The sequence below is a fragment of the Algivirga pacifica genome (assembly GCF_039543525.1).
In the GTDB taxonomy this organism is placed as follows: Bacteria; Bacteroidota; Bacteroidia; order Cytophagales; family Flammeovirgaceae; genus Algivirga; species Algivirga pacifica.
This window is the reverse complement of sequence record NZ_BAABJX010000028.1, coordinates 1-18,852: the sequence shown is the minus strand read 5'-3', so window position 1 is coordinate 18,852 and position 18,852 is coordinate 1. Positions and strand designations below refer to the sequence as shown.

Annotated in this window: 16 protein-coding genes; 7 read left to right on the top strand and 9 right to left on the bottom strand. The window is 39.8% G+C overall.

What is annotated here, in order from left to right; all coding sequences use genetic code 11:
* The first annotated feature begins 258 nt into the window (after window positions 1-258).
* The 3 genes from ABD985_RS09260 to ABD985_RS09250 all read left to right on the top strand — a co-directional run bounded on the left by ABD985_RS09260 (window position 259) and on the right by ABD985_RS09250 (window position 2,902).
* Window positions 259-1,242 (top strand): isoaspartyl peptidase/L-asparaginase family protein, encoded by a 984-nt coding sequence (locus tag ABD985_RS09260; protein ID WP_345371147.1) that lies wholly within the window; start codon window positions 259-261, stop codon window positions 1,240-1,242.
* A 201-nt stretch (window positions 1,243-1,443) separates the two neighbouring features.
* The gene (locus tag ABD985_RS09255; protein ID WP_345371146.1) at window positions 1,444-2,121 is read left to right on the top strand and encodes a TatD family hydrolase; all 678 of its coding nucleotides are present in this window, start codon (window positions 1,444-1,446) and stop codon (window positions 2,119-2,121) included.
* 58 nt (window positions 2,122-2,179) lie between these two features.
* Window positions 2,180-2,902 carry a tRNA threonylcarbamoyladenosine dehydratase gene (locus ABD985_RS09250; RefSeq protein ID WP_345371144.1) on the top strand — a complete coding sequence of 241 codons (723 nt, stop codon included), beginning with the start codon at window positions 2,180-2,182 and terminating at the stop codon, window positions 2,900-2,902.
* Between the two features lie 75 nt (window positions 2,903-2,977).
* Here ABD985_RS09250 and ABD985_RS09245 read toward each other — a convergent pair whose 3' ends face one another.
* The 6 genes from ABD985_RS09245 to ABD985_RS09220 form a co-directional block, all read right to left on the bottom strand.
* Window positions 2,978-4,012: a peptidoglycan DD-metalloendopeptidase family protein gene (locus ABD985_RS09245; protein WP_345371143.1), complete on the bottom strand. Its 1,035-nt coding sequence runs from the start codon at window positions 4,010-4,012 to the stop codon at window positions 2,978-2,980.
* A 435-nt stretch (window positions 4,013-4,447) separates the two neighbouring features.
* Window positions 4,448-5,395 (bottom strand): thioredoxin-disulfide reductase, encoded by a 948-nt coding sequence (gene trxB, locus ABD985_RS09240; protein ID WP_345371142.1) that lies wholly within the window; start codon window positions 5,393-5,395, stop codon window positions 4,448-4,450.
* A 162-nt stretch (window positions 5,396-5,557) separates the two neighbouring features.
* Complete coding sequence (locus ABD985_RS09235; protein ID WP_345371140.1) at window positions 5,558-7,042, bottom strand: trypsin-like peptidase domain-containing protein; 1,485 nt, start codon at window positions 7,040-7,042, stop codon at window positions 5,558-5,560.
* Window positions 7,043-7,211: 169 nt separating this feature from the next.
* The gene (locus ABD985_RS09230) at window positions 7,212-8,330 is read right to left on the bottom strand and encodes a methylmalonyl-CoA mutase family protein (RefSeq protein WP_345371138.1); all 1,119 of its coding nucleotides are present in this window, start codon (window positions 8,328-8,330) and stop codon (window positions 7,212-7,214) included.
* A gap of 201 nt (window positions 8,331-8,531) precedes the next feature.
* Window positions 8,532-9,164, bottom strand: coding sequence for a beta/alpha barrel domain-containing protein (locus ABD985_RS09225; protein WP_345371137.1), 633 nt, complete (start codon window positions 9,162-9,164; stop codon window positions 8,532-8,534).
* An 84-nt stretch (window positions 9,165-9,248) separates the two neighbouring features.
* Complete coding sequence (locus ABD985_RS09220; protein ID WP_345371135.1) at window positions 9,249-9,965, bottom strand: pyridoxine 5'-phosphate synthase; 717 nt, start codon at window positions 9,963-9,965, stop codon at window positions 9,249-9,251.
* Between the two features lie 142 nt (window positions 9,966-10,107).
* On the opposite strand from ABD985_RS09220, the gene ABD985_RS09215 reads away from it, so the two are divergent.
* The 4 genes from ABD985_RS09215 (at window position 10,108) to ABD985_RS09200 (ending at window position 14,528) form a co-directional block, all read left to right on the top strand.
* The gene (locus tag ABD985_RS09215; RefSeq protein WP_345371133.1) at window positions 10,108-10,560 is read left to right on the top strand and encodes a GatB/YqeY domain-containing protein; all 453 of its coding nucleotides are present in this window, start codon (window positions 10,108-10,110) and stop codon (window positions 10,558-10,560) included.
* Window positions 10,561-10,886: 326 nt separating this feature from the next.
* Window positions 10,887-11,561: a CvpA family protein gene (locus ABD985_RS09210; RefSeq protein ID WP_345371132.1), complete on the top strand. Its 675-nt coding sequence runs from the start codon at window positions 10,887-10,889 to the stop codon at window positions 11,559-11,561.
* A 215-nt stretch (window positions 11,562-11,776) separates the two neighbouring features.
* Entirely contained in the window at window positions 11,777-12,346 is a 570-nt protein-coding gene (locus ABD985_RS09205; RefSeq protein WP_345371129.1) for an anthranilate synthase component II, read from the top strand.
* A gap of 706 nt (window positions 12,347-13,052) precedes the next feature.
* A complete protein-coding gene (locus tag ABD985_RS09200) occupies window positions 13,053-14,528 on the top strand; it encodes a hypothetical protein (RefSeq protein WP_345371128.1) in 1,476 nt (491 codons plus the stop codon).
* Between the two features lie 86 nt (window positions 14,529-14,614).
* On the opposite strand, the gene ABD985_RS09195 is transcribed toward ABD985_RS09200, so the two are convergent.
* The 3 genes from ABD985_RS09195 to amaB form a co-directional block, all read right to left on the bottom strand.
* Window positions 14,615-15,838 (bottom strand): 6-phosphofructokinase, encoded by a 1,224-nt coding sequence (locus ABD985_RS09195; protein WP_345371126.1) that lies wholly within the window; start codon window positions 15,836-15,838, stop codon window positions 14,615-14,617.
* A gap of 417 nt (window positions 15,839-16,255) precedes the next feature.
* Entirely contained in the window at window positions 16,256-16,666 is a 411-nt protein-coding gene (locus ABD985_RS09190; protein ID WP_345371125.1) for a response regulator, read from the bottom strand.
* A 445-nt stretch (window positions 16,667-17,111) separates the two neighbouring features.
* Window positions 17,112-18,650 (bottom strand): L-piperidine-6-carboxylate dehydrogenase, encoded by a 1,539-nt coding sequence (gene amaB / locus ABD985_RS09185; protein ID WP_345371123.1) that lies wholly within the window; start codon window positions 18,648-18,650, stop codon window positions 17,112-17,114.
* Between the last annotated feature and the right edge of the window lie 202 nt (window positions 18,651-18,852).

The following is an 18,852-nucleotide window of genomic DNA, read 5'->3' as shown; positions in this document are numbered from 1 at the left end:
GAGCATTTTCTGGAGAGGGTATTAAATTGATATCGTTGACTATTTATCGTTTATTTTTTTCATTAAGAGTATTCAAGCAAAGCAATAAGCGACCACAAACACTCGTAAAATTTAATTATTTCCAGAATCCTCCCTATATTTATGCACCCGCCAAGAACTTTCCTGTTTATTATAGAATTATTATATGATGGAGATCATGTATGTTCTACTTTTTGTCTGCCTGGAAAGGAGTATAAATATGAATAATCAAATAAACGTATGAAAAAATATGCTTTAGCCATTCATGGTGGTGCCGGTACCATATTGCCTTCCATGATGACGCCCGCATTAGAAGCCGCCTATACTGAAGCCCTTACAAACGCATTAACAGCAGGTCAAGAAATTCTTTGTCAAGGAGGATCAGCCTTAAAAGCCGTAGAAGCTGCCGTAAAAGTCATGGAAGATAGCCCCTTGTTCAATGCAGGAAAAGGTGCTGTATTCTCGAATAAGGGCACTAACGAAATGGAGGCTTCCATTATGTGTGGTAAGCGTCGTATCGCAGGGGCCGTTGCTGAAGTAAAAACCATAAAAAATCCGATCTCCTTAGCTCAGAAAGTACTGGAAGACGATCGCTTTGTATTTCTCAATGGAGAAGGAGCCGAAAACTATGCCCTTCAATTTGAAGAACTAGAGAAAGTAACAGCAGATTATTTCTATACGGAAGAACGCTACCAACAATGGCAAGCAGTAAAGGATGAAGATCGTGCACTACTGGACCATGACGGTGCCTCTGAGATGGAGACAGAATCCCCTATCGCCAACCATGATGCCAAAGGTGGAGATTATAAGTTTGGTACAGTAGGAGCCGTTGCTTTGGATATGGATGGCAATCTGGCCGCAGCCACATCTACTGGCGGATTGACCAATAAAAAGTACGGACGACTAGGAGATAGTGCCTTGATCGGTTGTGGTACCTACGCCGATAATCAATCCTGTGCCGTTTCCTGTACTGGATATGGAGAGCACTTTATCCAAAATACGGTTGCCCGGGATATTTCAGCAAGAATGGAATTTGGAGGAATGTCCTTAAAAGAGGCTTCCGATAAAGTCGTGATGGACCAGTTGGTAAAATGCAATGGCGAAGGAGGTATCATAGCAATTGATAAAGAAGGAAATATTGAATTGGTATTTAACTCTGAAGGGATGTACCGAGGGCAAGTAAGCTCGGAGCGAGCTACGCCATCCATTGCCATCTACCGATAACGTTTCAGTTTTGTTGACGATGTTTAATTGAGCTTCGCTCGTTCATGATGTTTAATTGTTTCATCTCTATATTTCAATGCTTTACATTGGGTTGAATTGAGTTGATTTGTTAATCGAACCATATTAATCAAAAAGCAGCGTAAGCTGCCTCAACGATACAGCAACTAAACATCATGAACGAGCGAAGCTCAATTAAACATCATGAACATATCGTCTATGCCTACTCCAACCTATATCAACATCCACACACATCACCCCTCCCCTCAAGGAATTACCGTCCTCAATACCTTTTTACAGGAGTTCCAAGAAAATGATAGCCAACAGTATCAATCTGTTGGCTTACACCCTTGGCATATCGAAGAGCATCAGGGGGTACTCAATAATCTGACGAAAGCTGCTGATCGCAAACATGTTCTTTTTATTGGAGAGACGGGCTTGGATAGGGCTATTGACACGCCCTTTGAACTACAAAAAGAGGTATTTGTCCAACATATCCAATGTGCCGAGCAATTGAGTAAACCTATGATTATCCATGCAGTCAGAAGTTACCCGGATCTCTTGCAAATGCGTAAGCAATCCAAAGCACAACAACCTTGGGTCATTCATGGATTTCAAGGGAATCTACAAATTGCGCAACAGCTATTGAAAACGGGGTGCTACCTTTCTTACGGAGAGGTTCTTTTTAAAAACAGACCCAAGGTTATCGAAGCCTTTCTGCAGACTCCTATAGATCGCCTTTTCTTGGAAACCGATGATAAAAAAGAACTGTCTATTCAGCAGGTTTATGAGCAAGCAGCACAGCTCAAAGAAATTCCTATCTTCACTTTAATCGAGCGTATTTCCTCAAACTTTCGTAAACTTGCACTTTTTGAAGGATAAGTAGAGAATACTTGTTCTTATATTAGGTCAAATTGTAAACACAGATAAAGGAAATACTATGTCCTGGCAAGAGAGAACGGAGCTTTTACTTGGAGATGAAAAAGTACAACAACTGAAAAATGCCCACGTACTGGTCGTAGGACTAGGTGGTGTGGGTGGATTTGCCGCCGAAGCAATCGCACGTGCAGGGGTAGGTAAAATGACGATTGTTGATGGAGACACGGTAGACCCTAGTAACCGTAACCGTCAAATCATTGCACTAAGCAGTACGCACGGAGAGAACAAAACAGATGTTTTTGTCAAAAGGTTATTGGATATCAATCCTGAGTTGGAGCTAAAGGCCATTACCAAATACCTGGAGGAAGAAGAAATTAAGGAGTTATTAGATGCGGAGCCTTACGATTACGTGATGGAATGTATCGATACTCTTGCGCCTAAGATTACCCTCCTAAAAGAAGCCAAAGAGCGTAATTTGAAGATTATTAGTGCAATGGGAGCTGGTGGTAAGGTTGACCCTTCCAAAACTCAGATTGCTGATATCTCCAAGACCTATAACTGTATGTTGGCTCGTAAAGTCCGAAAAGGACTAAAGCCATTCAGAATTCGTAAAGGGATCAAGGTGGTATTCTCTCCAGAAGATATTGACAAGAGTAAAGTAATTCCTGTAGAAGGGATGAGAAACAAAAAATCAGTCATCGGGACAATCTCCTATATGCCTGCCATTTTTGGGTTGACTTGTGCCTCTGTCGTGATCAGAGACTTAGTGGAAGGTAAGAGGTAAAAAGTAAAAGGTAAGAGGTGATATAAACCTTTTACCTCTTACCTTTTACTTTTTACTTTTTACCTCTTACCTTCCCTATCTTACTCTTAGCTTCCTACCTACTCTCAAGGTCGTTCTTCTGGAAATGCCATTTAGGCGACAGATCTTGTTGATGGAAGTTCTATATCGACGGCTAATGGTCCAAAGACTATCCCCACGACGAATACGGTGGTACACACTCTCACTCATCTTCTTGAGCAAGGCATAATCTTCCGGTGCTAGCTCCATATTGGCTGCCAGAGGGGTATGCCCATCAAAATCGAATAACTTGGCGGGATCAAAACCATGTCCTTGGTAACGCACTTCAAAGTGCAAGTGAGGACCTGAACTTCTACCGGTGTTTCCTCCAAGGCCAATCAATTGCCCTGCCTTTACTTCGTCTCCTGGACGTACAAGGTACTCCGTCAAGTGTCCATAAAGTGTTTCCAGTCCATTTTTGTGACGTATCATCACGTAGTAACCATAACCTCCTCGGTCATATTTAGCGATACGTACCACCCCATCAAAAGTCGCTCTCACGGAGTCTCCTATATTCAACTTAAGGTCTATACCGTGGTGAAAACGCCATCTTCTGAAACCGTACTTGGAGGTCGTTCTGGAAGGGTCAATAGGATAAGCCCAAGCTTCTTCTGCCAAAGCTTCGTCAAATAACTGTAAAGCTACCGTATCCTTAAATTCTTTAATGGGAATATGATAAGGGTCCACATTGTACTGATCCCATATATAGTAATGTGCCGTTGCATCCAGGTAATCCTGATCAATCAACTTGCCATTACCCAAATCAAACTGGGTATGACAGTTTCCATGAGCAAGGTTATCCTCATTATTAATCCCTTCTGCTAAGGACTCCAACAGCGCCTCTTCTTCACAAACAGATGCTTCTGTTTGATAGACAAAAGCATCTTCCAATGCTTTCAATCGCTGTCTTTCCTGCTCGCGCTCGGCTTCTTCCGCACGAAAAATTTCTTTCTTTTCTTTGCTCCACCACCATTTCGGGTTTTTCATTTGTGCCGTAGCACTTTCTGAGGTGAGCAAAAAAGTTCCTATTGTTAGTAGTAGTAATACACGCATTGTTCGAGAAAAATTGCTCATCACGCTGCTCCTGTCTGATCTTTCTATCAGTCTATTACTGGATCATAAACACATGACGACGGTTTGCTTGTTAATATGTAGAACCAAGGTATTTTTAGATACCTTGACCTGATTGTTTAGTTTATCTTGAACGCATTCAGTGTGCACTAAAGGGATATGCCCTCCCTTCCACTTATATACGCTTGCAAAAACAACTGTCAGTAATCAAAAATCATAAGAGCTTATTTAGAACACTGATCTAGAGAGAAAATTACTCTAATCACTGTTCAAATCAATCCATATTTTCATCAAATAGAACCACTATTATCTTCAAATCTGACTTGATTTGAACAGGTTATAGAAATTTTCTCTATCTAAATCAGTATTCTAAATAAGCTCTGACAGTTGCTAAAGTTAAAATTTTTCACGGAAAAATCACACTTCTACTTCTTTCGCTGCCAAGTATCTTTCTGCTTCCAAAGCCGCCATACATCCTGTACCTGCAGCTGTGATCGCTTGTCTAAATACGTGGTCCTGCGCATCTCCTGAAGCAAATACCCCTGGGATGTTAGTCGCTGTGCTATCTGCCGCTGTGATCAAGTAACCGTTGCTATCCATATCCAACTGTCCCTCGAAGATATCTGTGTTCGGCTTGTGTCCAATCGCTACAAAGAAACCAGTCACATCTAATGTGCGCTCTTCCTTGGTTACGTTGTTCACTACTTTTACACCTGTTACAGCATCATCACCAACTACCTCTACAGTAGAAGTATTCCAAAGTACTTCCAGGTTTTTTGCTTTATCTACACGTTGCTGCATAATCTGAGAAGCACGCATCTCATCTCTTCTTACCAACAAGTATACTTTATTACAAATGTTAGCCAGGTAAGTAGCCTCTTCAGCAGCCGTATCACCACCACCAACAACGACAACATCTTGTCCACGGTAGAAGAAACCATCACAAACGGCACAAGCAGAAACTCCTTTACCATTCAGGCGTTGCTCTGACTCCAAGCCCAACCATTTGGCTGATGCTCCTGTAGAGATTATCACAGTATCTGCCTCGATCTCGTGCTTACCATCTACAATAGCCAGGTGCTTACCACCGTCTTTACTCAACTCTACTTTTGTCACAAGACCATGGCGAATATCTGTACCGAAACGCTCCGCCTGCTTCTGAAGATCCATCATCATTTGTGGTCCCACAACACCTTCTGGATAACCAGGGAAGTTCTCTACATCATTCGTGATCGTCAATTGTCCTCCTGGCTGGTCTCCCTGGTACATTACCGGAGAAAGATTCGCTCTTGAAGTATAAATAGCAGCAGTATAACCTGCTGGTCCGGAACCGATGATTAAACATCTTACTTGTTCTCTTGCCATTGTCTTAATATATATCGCGATTTAACTATTTGATTTTTTGCTTTTACAAATGTAATAAATGGTTCAATTATAGCCCCATTAATTTCACATGAAGATACGTTCATATAACCAAAAATAGTCATAATGGTTCATGAAAAACTCTTATCAATTGTGAAGGTTCTCTTAAAAGATATAAGAATAGTACTTCCGTTGTCCATTTCTATTCAAGACTTCCAAGATTACCCGGCCACGAATCTGTTCCAAAATCTCCGAGAAATCTTTCGCTTCATTGATAGGGAATCGATTAATACTTACAATAATTTCTCCCTTATATAAGTCCATACGATCAATCAATCCACCACGATCAACCCCTAGGATACGGATACCACTATCGATTCCCAAACGAGTTCTTTCTAGTTTGGGAACTGTTTCAAACTTCGCCCCAATATTACTCGCATTATAGATTTTCTTACGAGCAATTCCTGTTCCTCCCTCTACATTCGTCAAGGTTAGTTTAGCAGATGCCAACGCTCCCTTTCTGAGATAGTTTACGGTCACCTGATCTCCAGGGGCATAAAAACTTAGCTGCTCCGCATAATCGGCTTCAGTAAGAATGGTATAGTTATCAATCTTTTTGATAACGTCTCCTTTCTTCAAGCCAGCCTTGGCAGCTCCACCTCCTTCTTCAACCTCAAATATGACTACTCCTTCCAAGCTCTTCAACTGCAACTGTCGAGAAATATTCTCATCGATCTCTGCCACTTCTGCCCCCAAGAAAGCCTTTTGTACTGCACCATATTGAATAATATCATTGACCACTTTCACCATAATATCTGAAGGAACGGCAAAACCGTACCCGGCATAAGAACCGGTTTTGGATAAGATGGCCGTATTGATTCCTACCAAGTCTCCATCAGTATTTACCAAAGCACCTCCACTATTTCCGGGGTTAATTGCCGCATCCGTTTGTATAAAAGACTCTATGGGAAATAAATCTTTCAGGATATTGATTTTCCGTCCTTTAGCACTCACTATACCAGCCGTTACGGTTGTCGCCAAATTAAATGGATTTCCTACGGCCAACACCCAGTCTCCTACACTCACTGCCCTGGAGCTAGCCACTCTTATGGATGGTAAATTATCAGCCTCAATCTTCAATAAGGCCAAGTCCGTTGATGGGTCGATACCTTTCAGCTCTGCCGAATAGGTTCGCTTCTGGTAAACCACCTCTATACGATCAGCCCCTTTCACTACGTGGTTGTTGGTCACTACATAGCCATCTGCGGAATAGATCACTCCTGAACCAGATCCCAGTTGCCCTCTTCCGGAGCTTCTTCGATCAAAAAATAAATCCAACCACGTTCCTCCTCCAGAATAAGAAGATCGATCTGTAAACGTCTTAATATACACCACCGAACGGGTCGCATTTTCTGCCGCCTCCACAAAGGATACTGGAATATTCTTAGTCGACTCACCTTCTTTCACCCTATTCCAATCCCGATCACTCGAATACGTCAATGGAACAACATCCGCTCCCGTCATATTGTGATTAGAAAGATAAGCTTGTACTTCTTTTTCCTGAGCAGATTCAGACCATACCTCATAAAGATATGCTCCCAAAAGTCCCATAGAAAGACTCAAGAATACCGTCATAAAGAATTGTCTCATATGCCTCATATTATTTTGTCGTTAGTGATTAGTTTTTGTGTGCCATAAAAATAATAAAAGGTTTAAAGAGATAGGAATCAGGAGTGATCTTCATAAACGATATGAATGAATAAATTACTTCATTCCCCTGTTTCCTTCTACTTTAAACCTTCCTTATAAAATCGGAATATTACTTCACCTGAAATTGCTCCCAGGCACTTTTTGCAATTTTCTCTGTTAGGCTTTCAATATAATATGATCCTGCTGCAGGGTCCTCCACCCTATCGAGGTAAGCTTCTTTTTTCAAGATATTAGAGACATTTCTGGCGATACGCTCTGAAAAAGGAGTCACTTCCTGCTTGCCCCATACGTGAGGTTTCACAGATAAAGTGGTACAGCCACCCAATATGGCTGACATCGCCTGTGTCGTATTGCTCAAAAGGTTATGATTGAGATCTGCCCCCTCATTAACTTGATTGAGAGAGGTAAAAGTATGAATCCTGGCTTCCAGTAACTCTGGATGTTGTACACCTACTTTTTCTCCTACCTTAGAATGTAAAAATCTCAAAGCTCTTAGCCCTGCCAATTCAAAAAAGTAGTTATTCTTGACATCCAGAACATACTCCGTATGTTTAAAAATATCCTCTACGGCAATTCCTTTTTCTGTAAAATAATTAATGCGCTCAACCAAAACGTCTATCAGTTCTGAAATCCTCTTCGTTACCTTTATTTCATCAAGGTTACCAATAATATTGAGCTTTAACGATGGAAAAACAGAAGTTTGTATTCCTAAGGCAATTTCATCACTATCAGAAAATAAAGATCGAACAGTTCCTCTAATTTGATCAAAAGAAACTTGTCTGGCCTTCACTAATTCCTGATAACACTTCAAGAAGCCCATCAACTCCTCTTTAATAATGAAATTGACCTTACAGTGTTGTAACAAAATATCATTTAAAAGAACCGGAAGGTCAAAGTCCTCCAATACAAATGCAGAAAGGTCAAAAGTGACTGAATCAGCTCCATTACTCAGGGCTTCTAGAGCTTTTTTATTTGCTTCCCCAAAGTGTAACACATCAACATGCTGACAGTTATCCCAGGCATTATCTTGTTGATATACGGTTTGTAATAGTCCTTTTAAAGAAGATCTCTCTTCTGCGGTATAGATTGGTTCTACAAAAAAATCTTCCTTCTCTGGGTACCAGCAAATACGCTCATAGTCACCTCCTTTCAGGCTCTTCACCGCGACGTCTTTCCATTCGTTTTTCGTCGTTTCAGAGAATTCATTAAATAAATTTACGCTATTCATCAGCTTATTTTCGATTTAGGGTTAAAGTGTCTATTCTATATTCAACGTTACTGTAATCATTAATATTGGGCTTACTATTCAGTGTTTTAGCTTAAGAGCTTTTTGACATGCATATATATGCCGCCTATAGGTTATTATTTATTAAACACTAAGTGATAAGCGCTAAACAAAAAATCTATGCCTCATTCAATGTGAATAAAACTATTGCAGTTGATATTCTACTGGATGCAATAAACCTATCCTTTCAACCTTCTCGTATGAAGAAGTTTGCAGCAAATGCTTATGCCTGCAGTACAGCTTTACTTCCATATAATCTTTTACCCACTCCTTGACCTTATGATAATGATCTGGGTGAGCCTCAGGTGAAAGAACTACTTGGTCAACTCCCATATCTCTACATATGCTTACGGCATCCCTAAATAAATCCCCAGAAAGGAATAAGGGATTCATCGATACATGTAGTAAGGTTTCACTACGATGTAATAGCTTCGAAAATCGGGCCAACTCAAACTTTGCCCACCCTTTAGGGTTCGTTAAAAAAGCACTGGTATTTAATGCAACCTCTACCGCCTGGACTCCCTCGTCCATCGCTATTTGTATTTCGGTTAGCTTTGGTTCTGTCCTTGAGTACCCATAGGGGTATCCTATAGGAGTAATCAATTGCATCCCAGGAAGCGTCATGTCCCTTTTTATCTTCTTTACCCAAAAAGACGGAACTACAATACCTTGGTAATGTTGTTGTTCTGCAATAGTCAATGCCTCCACCATATGTTTTTCTGTAGCAGCAGGGTGTAAGCAAGCATAGGTAATTATGTGTTTATGGTGTATTGTCATTGGTAATTGTTGAATCCATTGCATAGTGTATTGAACCGTTGAGTGGAGCTTCACCCCATTCAACGGTTCAACAAACATACTCCGTTATTTCTCCAACTGTCGTCTGTAAAGACGAATGGTATTTTCCAAACCATAGTACAAAGCGTCACAAATGAGTGCATGCCCAATGGACACTTCATCCAGGCCTTCAATGTGCTCACTGAAGTAGCGTAGGTTTTCCAAATCAAGATCATGACCTGCATTCAGCCCCAAGCCCAGCGCTTTCGCTCTCTTGGCTGCCTTTTGATAAGCCGCAATAGCTTCAGCTGGATTCTGTTTAAAGTTTACCGCATAAGGCTCTGTATAAAGCTCCACTCGGTCTGCCCCTACTGCAGCAGCTCCTTCTACCATTTCTTCTATAGGATCTACAAAGATCGATGTTCTTATCCCTTCCTTTTTCAAGGTAGCAATGACCTCTGTTAAATAATCCTTATGAGCTATCGTATTCCAACCTGCATTAGAGGTAATGGCATCTATAGCATCAGGAACCAGTGTCGCCTGATCTGGTTTTACTTCCAGTACCAGGTTCATAAAACCATCTACTGGGTTTCCTTCAATATTAAATTCTGTAGTGACCACTTGCTTCAATGCTCGTACATCCGCATAACGAATATGTCTCTCATCAGGGCGAGGATGCACAGTAATCCCCTCTGCACCAAAGCGCTCACAATCCTGTGCTACCTTAATCACATCGGGATTGTTCCCTCCTCTAGCATTTCGAATCGTAGCTACTTTATTGATGTTCACGCTAAGTCTTGTCATCGTACTCCTAATCGTTTTGTTTTGCTTAAAAGATGTTTGTAATATTGATTGTCATATTCTTATAAAGAAGTATAGAATATGAATGTAATGTAATAACATATTTTATAATAAATATATTTTAAAACAAGTAATTCCATAGACCATGAGCTTAAAAGCTAAAATTCAAGAGGAAATGAAAGTGGCCATGAAAGCCAAAGATAAAACAACCCTCACGGCCTTGAAATCCATTAAAGCAAAGATTCAATTAGCTGAAACCGCTGATGGCAATCAAGGAGAACTAAGCGAAGAAGAAGAAGTAAAGTTATTAACAAAAGAAGCGAAACAACGCAAAGATGCGGCGGTCGTTTACCAAGATGCAGGCAGAGAAGAACTAGCCGCTACAGAGTTGGCTGAGCTAGCAGTAATCGAGCGTTTTCTTCCTAAACAATTAACAGAAGAAGAGCTGAATGCAGCAATCGCTGAAATCATTGCTTCTGTAGGCGCATCATCTCCTAAGGATATGGGAAAAGTAATGGGAGTAGCTTCCAAGCAATTGGCGGGTAAGGCTGATGGCAAAGCTGTCGCTAATGCCGTAAAAGCAGCGCTAAATCAATAATTGTTGAGGCGGCATAAGCCGCTGGTTGAGCGCTTCGCTGTTGAGGAGCCCTTCGGGCTGTTGAGTGGAGCTTCGCTCGTTGAGTTTTCTGAACTCAATATGGCGCTTACATGCCATACAAGACTCAACTCACCGAAGGTGAATCTCAACAGCACGCAGTGCTACTCAACTAGCGGCGTAAGCTGCCTCAACCTTACGGCTTTTCTTTAAATTTTGATGGCTGCGCAACGAATAAATCTTTTTTTCGTACTATCTTGATAGGCTTAAAGCACAACTTTATAAACGATCAATCCACATAGAACGTAACAATCACACTTTAATCGTCCATGTTTGATTTACCATCTACCCTATTGGGGTTCGCATCAGGCTCTGTAGAAATTGTGGATATCCTATTGGGAGGTATCATTATTTTTGGAGCATACAAGGGATTCAAAAGGGGCTTTCTCCTTGAAATCATCTCTTCTTCTGTATTCATTATCGGGGTACTTTTAGTGTTCTGGGGAATCTCTATTTTATTTACCAGCACAGAGGGAACTGACTTCGAAACACCTCGATCACTCGTATTTTTCTTATTTATTGTCTTTTATATTGTAGGAACTATCGGGCTCAATATTATGGGCAGAAAACTACAAAAGATTATCGATTACTCCGTATTGGACGATCTGGATAATGTCGCTGCCCTGGCAGTAGGAGGATTCAAATATGCGCTATCACTAGCTATCATTATTGGGTTGCTACGCTCCGTCCACATCGACCTTCCCAAAGAAAACTATGAAAACTCTATTGTTTACCCTAAGTTAATTGCACTTAATGAAAAAGCGGTTGTCGTAGCCAGTCAACTATCCGACAACTTCAAGGATCAGGTAGAACAACTTAGCGAGCACCTCAATGACAAAGAGTTGATGGAGCAATATGAAAAGTACAAGAAACAAGGAGAGGAATTAAAAAAGAATGCTGATCAATTAAAGGAACTGAAAGACCTGATCGATCAGCAACAATGATTTTCAAAAAATTCATACCTTTGTAGAAGAGAAATGCTCTCATAACTGAGGAGAAAAGCTAATAACACTCAAAATATATTCAGAAAAGTTGAAGGAGAAAGATTGGAGGAATAAAAGCCACCTTAAGAAGTGCTTTTCCTTCATCCTTTCTCCTTTATCCTTTCAGTTATGAGATAACCTCTTTTTTATCTTTATAGATACTAACAACCATCGCTATGATTCTTCTTCTAGATAATTTTGATTCATTTACCTACAACCTGGTAGATTACTTCGGGCAGTTAGGTGAAACATGCCATGTTGTTCGCAACCATACTCCCTTGGAAGATATCTGTCAGCAAGAATACAATGCGGTTGTTTTATCACCTGGCCCTTCTACTCCAGAGTTGTCTGGTAATCTGATGCAGGTGCTTGACTATTACCATGACAAGCTTCCTATTCTAGGTATTTGTCTAGGTCACCAAGCCATAGGAAGTTACTTTGGCGCTTCATTAGTCAAAGCCCAACGCCCTATGCATGGAAAGTGCTCTTTGATTACTCATGATCATTCTTTTCTTTTTGAGGACATCCCTTCTCCTTACAATGTAGTTCGCTACCATTCTCTGGTTTTGGAAAAGGTTTCTGCGCCTTTAGTAGTCAATGCTTACACCAAAGCCCAAGAAGTTATGGCTATTTCCCATAACAGTCTCCCCATATACGGCATCCAATTTCATCCAGAAGCAATCATGACTGATTTTGGACTTAAACTATTAAACAATTGGATAAATAGTTGGAAAAGTGACGATTAGGGTACTTTTTAGAGAAAAGGTTTTCTCCTTTCTAAAAATTAACCAATATTATATAACGCAAAGTCAAGGTGGAATACCCTTCATGCAGCTATAACCTAATATTTCCTTTCCAAAGTGGACAGGAAACCTACTTGTTGAAGGAGACTTAGAAACCTCATTATTCATGAAAAAAACTATACACACCCATTGTAACAAAATCCCTGTATTTATTACTTCTTTAGAGCTTCAACCAGCGACTCTAACTGTTTTACAGGATTCCCTTCCTCTCTTTTCATCTCCCAGAGACTTATCGATAAGCTCCTTCTCCTCTCCCTAACGCTTATACATGTACCTTTTATTAGAAAAGCCTAAAAGTCCCCCTTAAAGACATGGCTTTTACTTAGAAAAGTACGTCTTTTAATAAAAAGAATATTCTTACAACCTTCAATAACATTGTAAATTTCTAGAAATAAATAGCACCACAAAAGGATTTATTACAAGTAAATAGGATTAGTAATGTTTAAATTATATTTTTAAATATTAAATAAGCCTTATATAATTTCCTTAAAAACTATTTCTAGGATTCTAGCGCTTAAAAGGAAAAATATAGATTTATAATCTCCCCTTTCCTTAAAAAACCCTATTAAAAATGAGATGCCCCCAACAGGATTGCATCCAGAACAACTCAAAATATTACTACTAGAATCTGATTTTAACTCGTTGACTTATGGCAAAGTTAAAAAACATCATTAAACAGCTTTCAATTCAGGATTTTGATGCAATTTACCACAACCTAGCTAATAGTAATGCCGATAAATCTGCTTTCTTATTGAAAGCTATGCGTGAGCGTAATATGTCCGACTCCCAAATTATGGACACCCTACAAGTAAATACCAACGCTTATTACACGTTGCGTTCACGCCTCAACCAGAAAATTGAAGAGTATCTTTTACAGCAAATGGAAAGTCCACGTACGGACTTGCTCAAAAAAGTAGCCAATATCAATGAAATGATTTTCTCTAAAAAGAAAGCCATCTCTATTGCTACTCTAAAGAAATTAGAAAAAGAACTCCTCGACTATGATCTTTCTAATGAGCTGACCATGGTTTATAAGGCATTAAAAAAGCTAAATGTCAATTCTCCAGAATACTTCAGCTATACACAGCTCTACAACCAGCATATCTCTTATATGCTTGCGGTTGATGAGATTGAAGATGCCGTAGCTAACTATTTCAAGATCTTTAGCGAATACACCCTCAGTGGCTCTCAGGATGAAGTAGAAAAGCTAAACCTGACCCGTGATCGTATCAATGAAAAATGTGATAGCTACGAGTCACATCGCCCTTATGTATATAAAAGCTGTGTAAACATTTTCCACCGACTATTCATTGACACTAACGCTGGTGATATGGTCAACAATGAGGGGGAAGCCATCGAAGACACTTTTGAGAATATTGATAAGATTCTCGAGCTATACCATAGAGATGCTATTTACGCACATCTACAGCTAGTCTTTGACTACCTAAAACTAGAATATTACCACCACTATAAAGTTTACTACAAGGCAGGAAGTTTCTACGAAAACGTGAATAAGGCAGCGCCAGTCATGCTGACCTTCTGTAATATATTTACCTATCCGTCACAGTTCCTATATACCAAAATTGACAGACATCTTCGTCTGGAAACGGAAAAGGAAATGTACCAAGAAAACATAGAACTGTACGACGATTATCTACCGGATATCGAAGATACCCCTAACTATATCAACTATATCCTATATCGAGCTATCTCTTGCTACTATGCCAAAAAGTACGATGAAGCTGCTCGTTGGATCAATAACCTGCTCAATGAACTCAGCATGAAAAAATTCCCTCATGCCATGCTGGAAATCAAGACACTTCTAGCCCTACAGTACTGCTGTATGAGAGATTTTGAGCTATTCAACCAGTTAACTAACAGTATACAGAGACAAATACGTATCTTAGGAAAAGAAAACTGCGAAGACATTGTCCTATTTGTCAAAATGCTGAAAACAGGCATCAGTGATGTCAAAAGGGACAAGTACATTAAGATTAGTGGTATGATTGAAAAGTACCAACAACTCAAACAGGAAAGAGGATTCTCTCCTACTCGTTATATCCGTATGGATGAAAATTTCAAGCTAACCATTGCACAACAAGACCCTGCCGTTTTGCATATGTAAGCTCTTCACAGCATTCAATACTATACAGTTCAAGGAGAAAGGATGAAGGAAAATAATCATTTAACTTCTCCTTTCTCCTTTCTTCTTTAAGCTTTCCAGCTCAAGATATTATGGAAATCATAATATGCTGGATCTGCCAAATAAGCCTTTGCTGCTTCGTAATCCTCTTCAGTAAGGTAATGTAATCCATGATTCATTACTGCTTGTGTATTCGCTCCATTGATATTCACCAGACGCGCCTTCACTCTACCATTCTCATCTTCTACATCTTTCAAGAACAACGGATTTACTTTCCCGTTGATATCTACCGATACCATACAGCCTGAATGACCTTCCTGGAAAAGTTGATAAACCCCGAACCCTAACAACGTACAATAGGTCAAGTCATATCCGATAGGTTGGGTACAACGCAACTCAAATCCTAGCTCTACTGGACGCATTTTCGAATTCAAATCCAACTCATTCAAACGCTTTTGCACCATAGAAGCAAATAAGTGAGATTTGCTGATACTGTGAAGCTCAGGGTGCCCATGGGCATCAAACGTAAACTGAATATCAGAATTCTTAATCTCCTCTTCATCAATAAAATGGAATACTCCTTCGCTAATAATAGCCGCTCCATATTTCATTCCTAAAAGACGTCTCTTGACAATGGAGCTCACCACCAAGCGAATAATTGCCTCAAACGTCACTGGAACTTTATTAAACATCTCAGGAATAATGATCATCGGATAATGACAAGCGGAGCCAATACCAATTGCCAAATGTCCAGCCTCTCTACCCATAGCAGAAACTACAAACCAGTTTTGGCTTGTTCTCGCATCCTCCAATACCGTAGACGCAATACTTACTCCTTCATTTTTGGCTGAGTTATATCCAAAAGTCGGAATACCTTCTGGTAATGGTAAGTCATTATCAATCGTTTTAGGTACGTGGATATTCTGGATAGAAATATCTTGATCCTGTAAGTATTTGCTGATTCTATTGGCTGTAGATGCAGTATCATCACCTCCAATAGTAATTAACAACTTCACGTTATTGTCCTTAAAGAAAGAGGTATTCAAGGTCGACAAATCTGGCTTGAATCGACTCATCCTCAAAGCTGAACCACCTCGATTATAGATATCGTCTGCAAACTGATAATCGATCTCATCGACCACCGTTTCTTGACTGAAAAGCCCTTTGTACCCTTCATGCAAACCAATGACTCTATAACCATGATTTAAAAATACTTTGGCAACACTTCCTACTACAGTGTTAATTCCTGGAGCTGGTCCACCTCCACACAATATTGCTACTGATTCTTTCATTCGTCTTATTGATGTTGATTTGATGCTACAAAGTTCTTAAAAATCCGGACAAATTCCTTTAGAGTAGGTTTGAAATACTTCTTTAGAAGGAAAAATCCTCTGTTCCTCCCGTCAAAAACAACAAAAAACATGAATCATCCCATATTAACAAATGGCTTAGTTTTCTGAGAATTCATCACTTTACAGCTATCTCACAAGCCCTGTATGAGCTTCTTCATTTTTTCCTTGATGAAAAAACGAAGCAAAAAAATCAAGGCTTTGAAGAATTTGCCTAATTTTTAAATACATAAAGGTACTTTTTAAATAAAAAACATGAGTTACCCCCTTAAATGTTAATATGGGATAACTCATGTTACTTTTAATATTTTTTTTTGCAGAGTAGAACAATAAGTAATCAAGACAAGAAGATGAATACTCTTAGAAGTCTAGCTCTACAATTATTTGTTGCGTCAAGGGCTTATTCAAATAGCGTTTAATATGCTGATAGCTCTGTGCTCGTTCTACATCTCTTGGATTTACGGAAGAAGTCAACATCACGATCTTACATGATGCCTTGGTAGTCTCAGAAAGCTTATTGAACAAATCAAGAAACTGAAAGCCATCCATCAATGGCATATCAATATCCAAAAAGATCAATCCCGGCAATAAATCCTTAGCATAAGACTCCGGTAACTTCTCTATATTCTTCAAAAATTCAATCGCACTCTTCGCTCCTGTATGCACCAATACATTGTCTGCAATATTGGATGCTTCCAGCATCTTACGGTTGATCAAGTTGTCGATTTCATTGTCATCGATAAGCATGATGGTATTATACTTTTTCTGCATAGTTTTGATGGGTTAATTCTGGTTGGGTAATTCTAATTGAGCACCTATTGCACTCATCTCATTCTGACAATTTCACAAAAGTAATTTATAGAGATCACCTAGATCTAAAAACCACAAACCTACTTTTGTCTTACTCATGTAATCTTATTTTCGGTTCTCACACAAAAAAAAGCAACCTACTCAACCTAATTATACAATATTTTTAAGTAGGTGACAACAAGATTAAATAAACCTCCATTTACTCATATTTATTATCGCATACAGGATCTAATCGGATAAAAAAAGAAGACCCCAAATCGTAAATTTGAGATCTCCTTCTCGTAAGATAAATACCAAAGGTATAACCTACTCCAATTAAACCGTTCAGATATTATCGGCGACTACATATTAGCGTATAAAACCTAACCTCACAGATAAAATCCTAGCTTTTAGAGTAGTTTAAACCTTAAAGATCAAACTTGATTCCCTGTGCCAATGGCAAAGTAGCCCCATAGTTAATCGTATTGGTTTGTCTTCTCATATATGCTTTCCATGCATCAGAACCTGACTCTCTACCTCCACCAGTTTCTTTCTCTCCACCGAAGGCTCCTCCGATTTCAGCACCTGAAGTACCGATATTCACGTTAGCAATACCACAATCTGAACCCAAAGCAGACAAGAATGCCTCCGCCTCTCTCATATGATCCGTGAAGATCGCTGAAGAAAGTCCTTGCTTCACATTGTTTTGGATTGCAATAGCATCTTCTACCGTACCACTGTACTTAATTAAGTATAGGATAGGTGCAAATGTCTCTTCTTGTACAATCTCAAAGTGGTTTTGAGCTTCTACTAAAGCAGGTTTTACATAAGTACCTGTCTCATATCCTTCTCCTTCCAATACTTCACCACCAACAAGTACATTGCCTCCTTCTTCTTTGGCTTTGCTCAATGCATTTTGGAAAGCAACTACCGCATCTTTATCGATCAACGGACCTACCAAGTTAGCTTGCTCCAATGGATTACCGATCGACAACGTTGGGTAAATTTTTACCAAACGCTCTTTTACTTCCTCGTAGCGAGACTCGTGAATAATCAAACGACGTGTCGACGTACAGCGCTGACCACAAGTACCTACAGCACCAAATACTGTTGCACGGATAGCCATCTCCATATCGGCATTTTCAGTGATAATCACCGCATTGTTCCCTCCAAGCTCTAATAATGACTTTCCTAGGCGTGCCCCTACAGCCTCTCCAACTTTCTTACCCATACGTGTAGAACCTGTTGCAGAAATCAATGGGAAACGACTGTCATGAGACATGGATGATCCAATGGTTGCATCTCCTACGATATACGAGAAAATTCCTTCAGGAAGACCTTCCTCTTTCAATACTTCTTTTACAATATTTTGACAAGCAACTGCTGTCAATGGTGTTTTCTCAGATGGCTTCCAGATGTTTACATCACCACATACCCCGGCGATCATCGCATTCCATGACCATACGGCTACTGGGAAGTTAAACGCGGAAATAATTCCTACCAATCCAATTGGATGCCATTGCTCATACATTCTATGCTCAGGTCTTTCTGAGTGCATCGTCAAGCCATAAAGCTGTCTAGACAAACCTACTGCAAAGTCACAGATATCGATCATTTCCTGTACCTCGCCCAAACCTTCCTGATAGATCTTACCCATCTCCAAGGTCACTAGTTTTCCTAGAGGATCTTTATATTTTCTTAAAGCTTCTCCAATCTTACGGATCACCTCTCCTCTCTGTGGAGCAGGTACTTTTCTCCACACTTTAAATGCCTCCTCAGCAGTGACGATAACTTTCTCCAAATCCTCTTGCGTTGCCATCTCCACCTTTCCAATCAAAGTTCCATCAACCGGAGAGTAAACCTCTCTGATTTCACGTCCTCCAACAGGAGCGTCTTCTAATCCAGTACTGTAAGCAGGAGCAACTTCAGGAATATTCAGTTGCTCAAGAAGTGTTGCATGTTTCATAGTAAGCGTTGCTTGTTCCATTATGTTTGTTGTGTTTTTTTACCCGTTAACTACTTCTGACAGTGAAAAGAGTGTACAGGTATGGTCTTGTAACCCCCTTATTCAATTATCAATTTTCAATTATTAATTTTTAATGATTAATGGCTTTGTTGCAACGAGTCTATACTCTCTAAGGCTCGTTGCTTATTTTTAAATTTTGAAC

Bases quoted from the DNA above. Each gene is read 5' to 3' on its own strand.
- amaB (WP_345371123.1), bottom strand. From the start codon at position 18,650: ATGAAACATGCAACACTTCTTGAGCAACTGAATATTCCTGAAGTTGCT.
- ABD985_RS09195 (WP_345371126.1), bottom strand. From the start codon at position 15,838: ATGAAAGAATCAGTAGCAATATTGTGTGGAGGTGGACCAGCTCCAGGA.
- ABD985_RS09200 (WP_345371128.1), top strand. From the start codon at position 13,053: ATGGCAAAGTTAAAAAACATCATTAAACAGCTTTCAATTCAGGATTTT.
- ABD985_RS09260 (WP_345371147.1), top strand. From the start codon at position 259: ATGAAAAAATATGCTTTAGCCATTCATGGTGGTGCCGGTACCATATTG.
- ABD985_RS09210 (WP_345371132.1), top strand. From the start codon at position 10,887: ATGTTTGATTTACCATCTACCCTATTGGGGTTCGCATCAGGCTCTGTA.
- ABD985_RS09190 (WP_345371125.1), bottom strand. From the start codon at position 16,666: ATGCAGAAAAAGTATAATACCATCATGCTTATCGATGACAATGAAATC.
- ABD985_RS09235 (WP_345371140.1), bottom strand. From the start codon at position 7,042: ATGAGACAATTCTTTATGACGGTATTCTTGAGTCTTTCTATGGGACTT.
- ABD985_RS09255 (WP_345371146.1), top strand. From the start codon at position 1,444: ATGAACATATCGTCTATGCCTACTCCAACCTATATCAACATCCACACA.
- ABD985_RS09205 (WP_345371129.1), top strand. From the start codon at position 11,777: ATGATTCTTCTTCTAGATAATTTTGATTCATTTACCTACAACCTGGTA.
- ABD985_RS09250 (WP_345371144.1), top strand. From the start codon at position 2,180: ATGTCCTGGCAAGAGAGAACGGAGCTTTTACTTGGAGATGAAAAAGTA.
- ABD985_RS09225 (WP_345371137.1), bottom strand. From the start codon at position 9,164: ATGACAATACACCATAAACACATAATTACCTATGCTTGCTTACACCCT.
- ABD985_RS09245 (WP_345371143.1), bottom strand. From the start codon at position 4,012: ATGCGTGTATTACTACTACTAACAATAGGAACTTTTTTGCTCACCTCA.
- ABD985_RS09220 (WP_345371135.1), bottom strand. From the start codon at position 9,965: ATGACAAGACTTAGCGTGAACATCAATAAAGTAGCTACGATTCGAAAT.
- trxB (WP_345371142.1), bottom strand. From the start codon at position 5,395: ATGGCAAGAGAACAAGTAAGATGTTTAATCATCGGTTCCGGACCAGCA.
- ABD985_RS09215 (WP_345371133.1), top strand. From the start codon at position 10,108: ATGAGCTTAAAAGCTAAAATTCAAGAGGAAATGAAAGTGGCCATGAAA.
- ABD985_RS09230 (WP_345371138.1), bottom strand. From the start codon at position 8,330: ATGAATAGCGTAAATTTATTTAATGAATTCTCTGAAACGACGAAAAAC.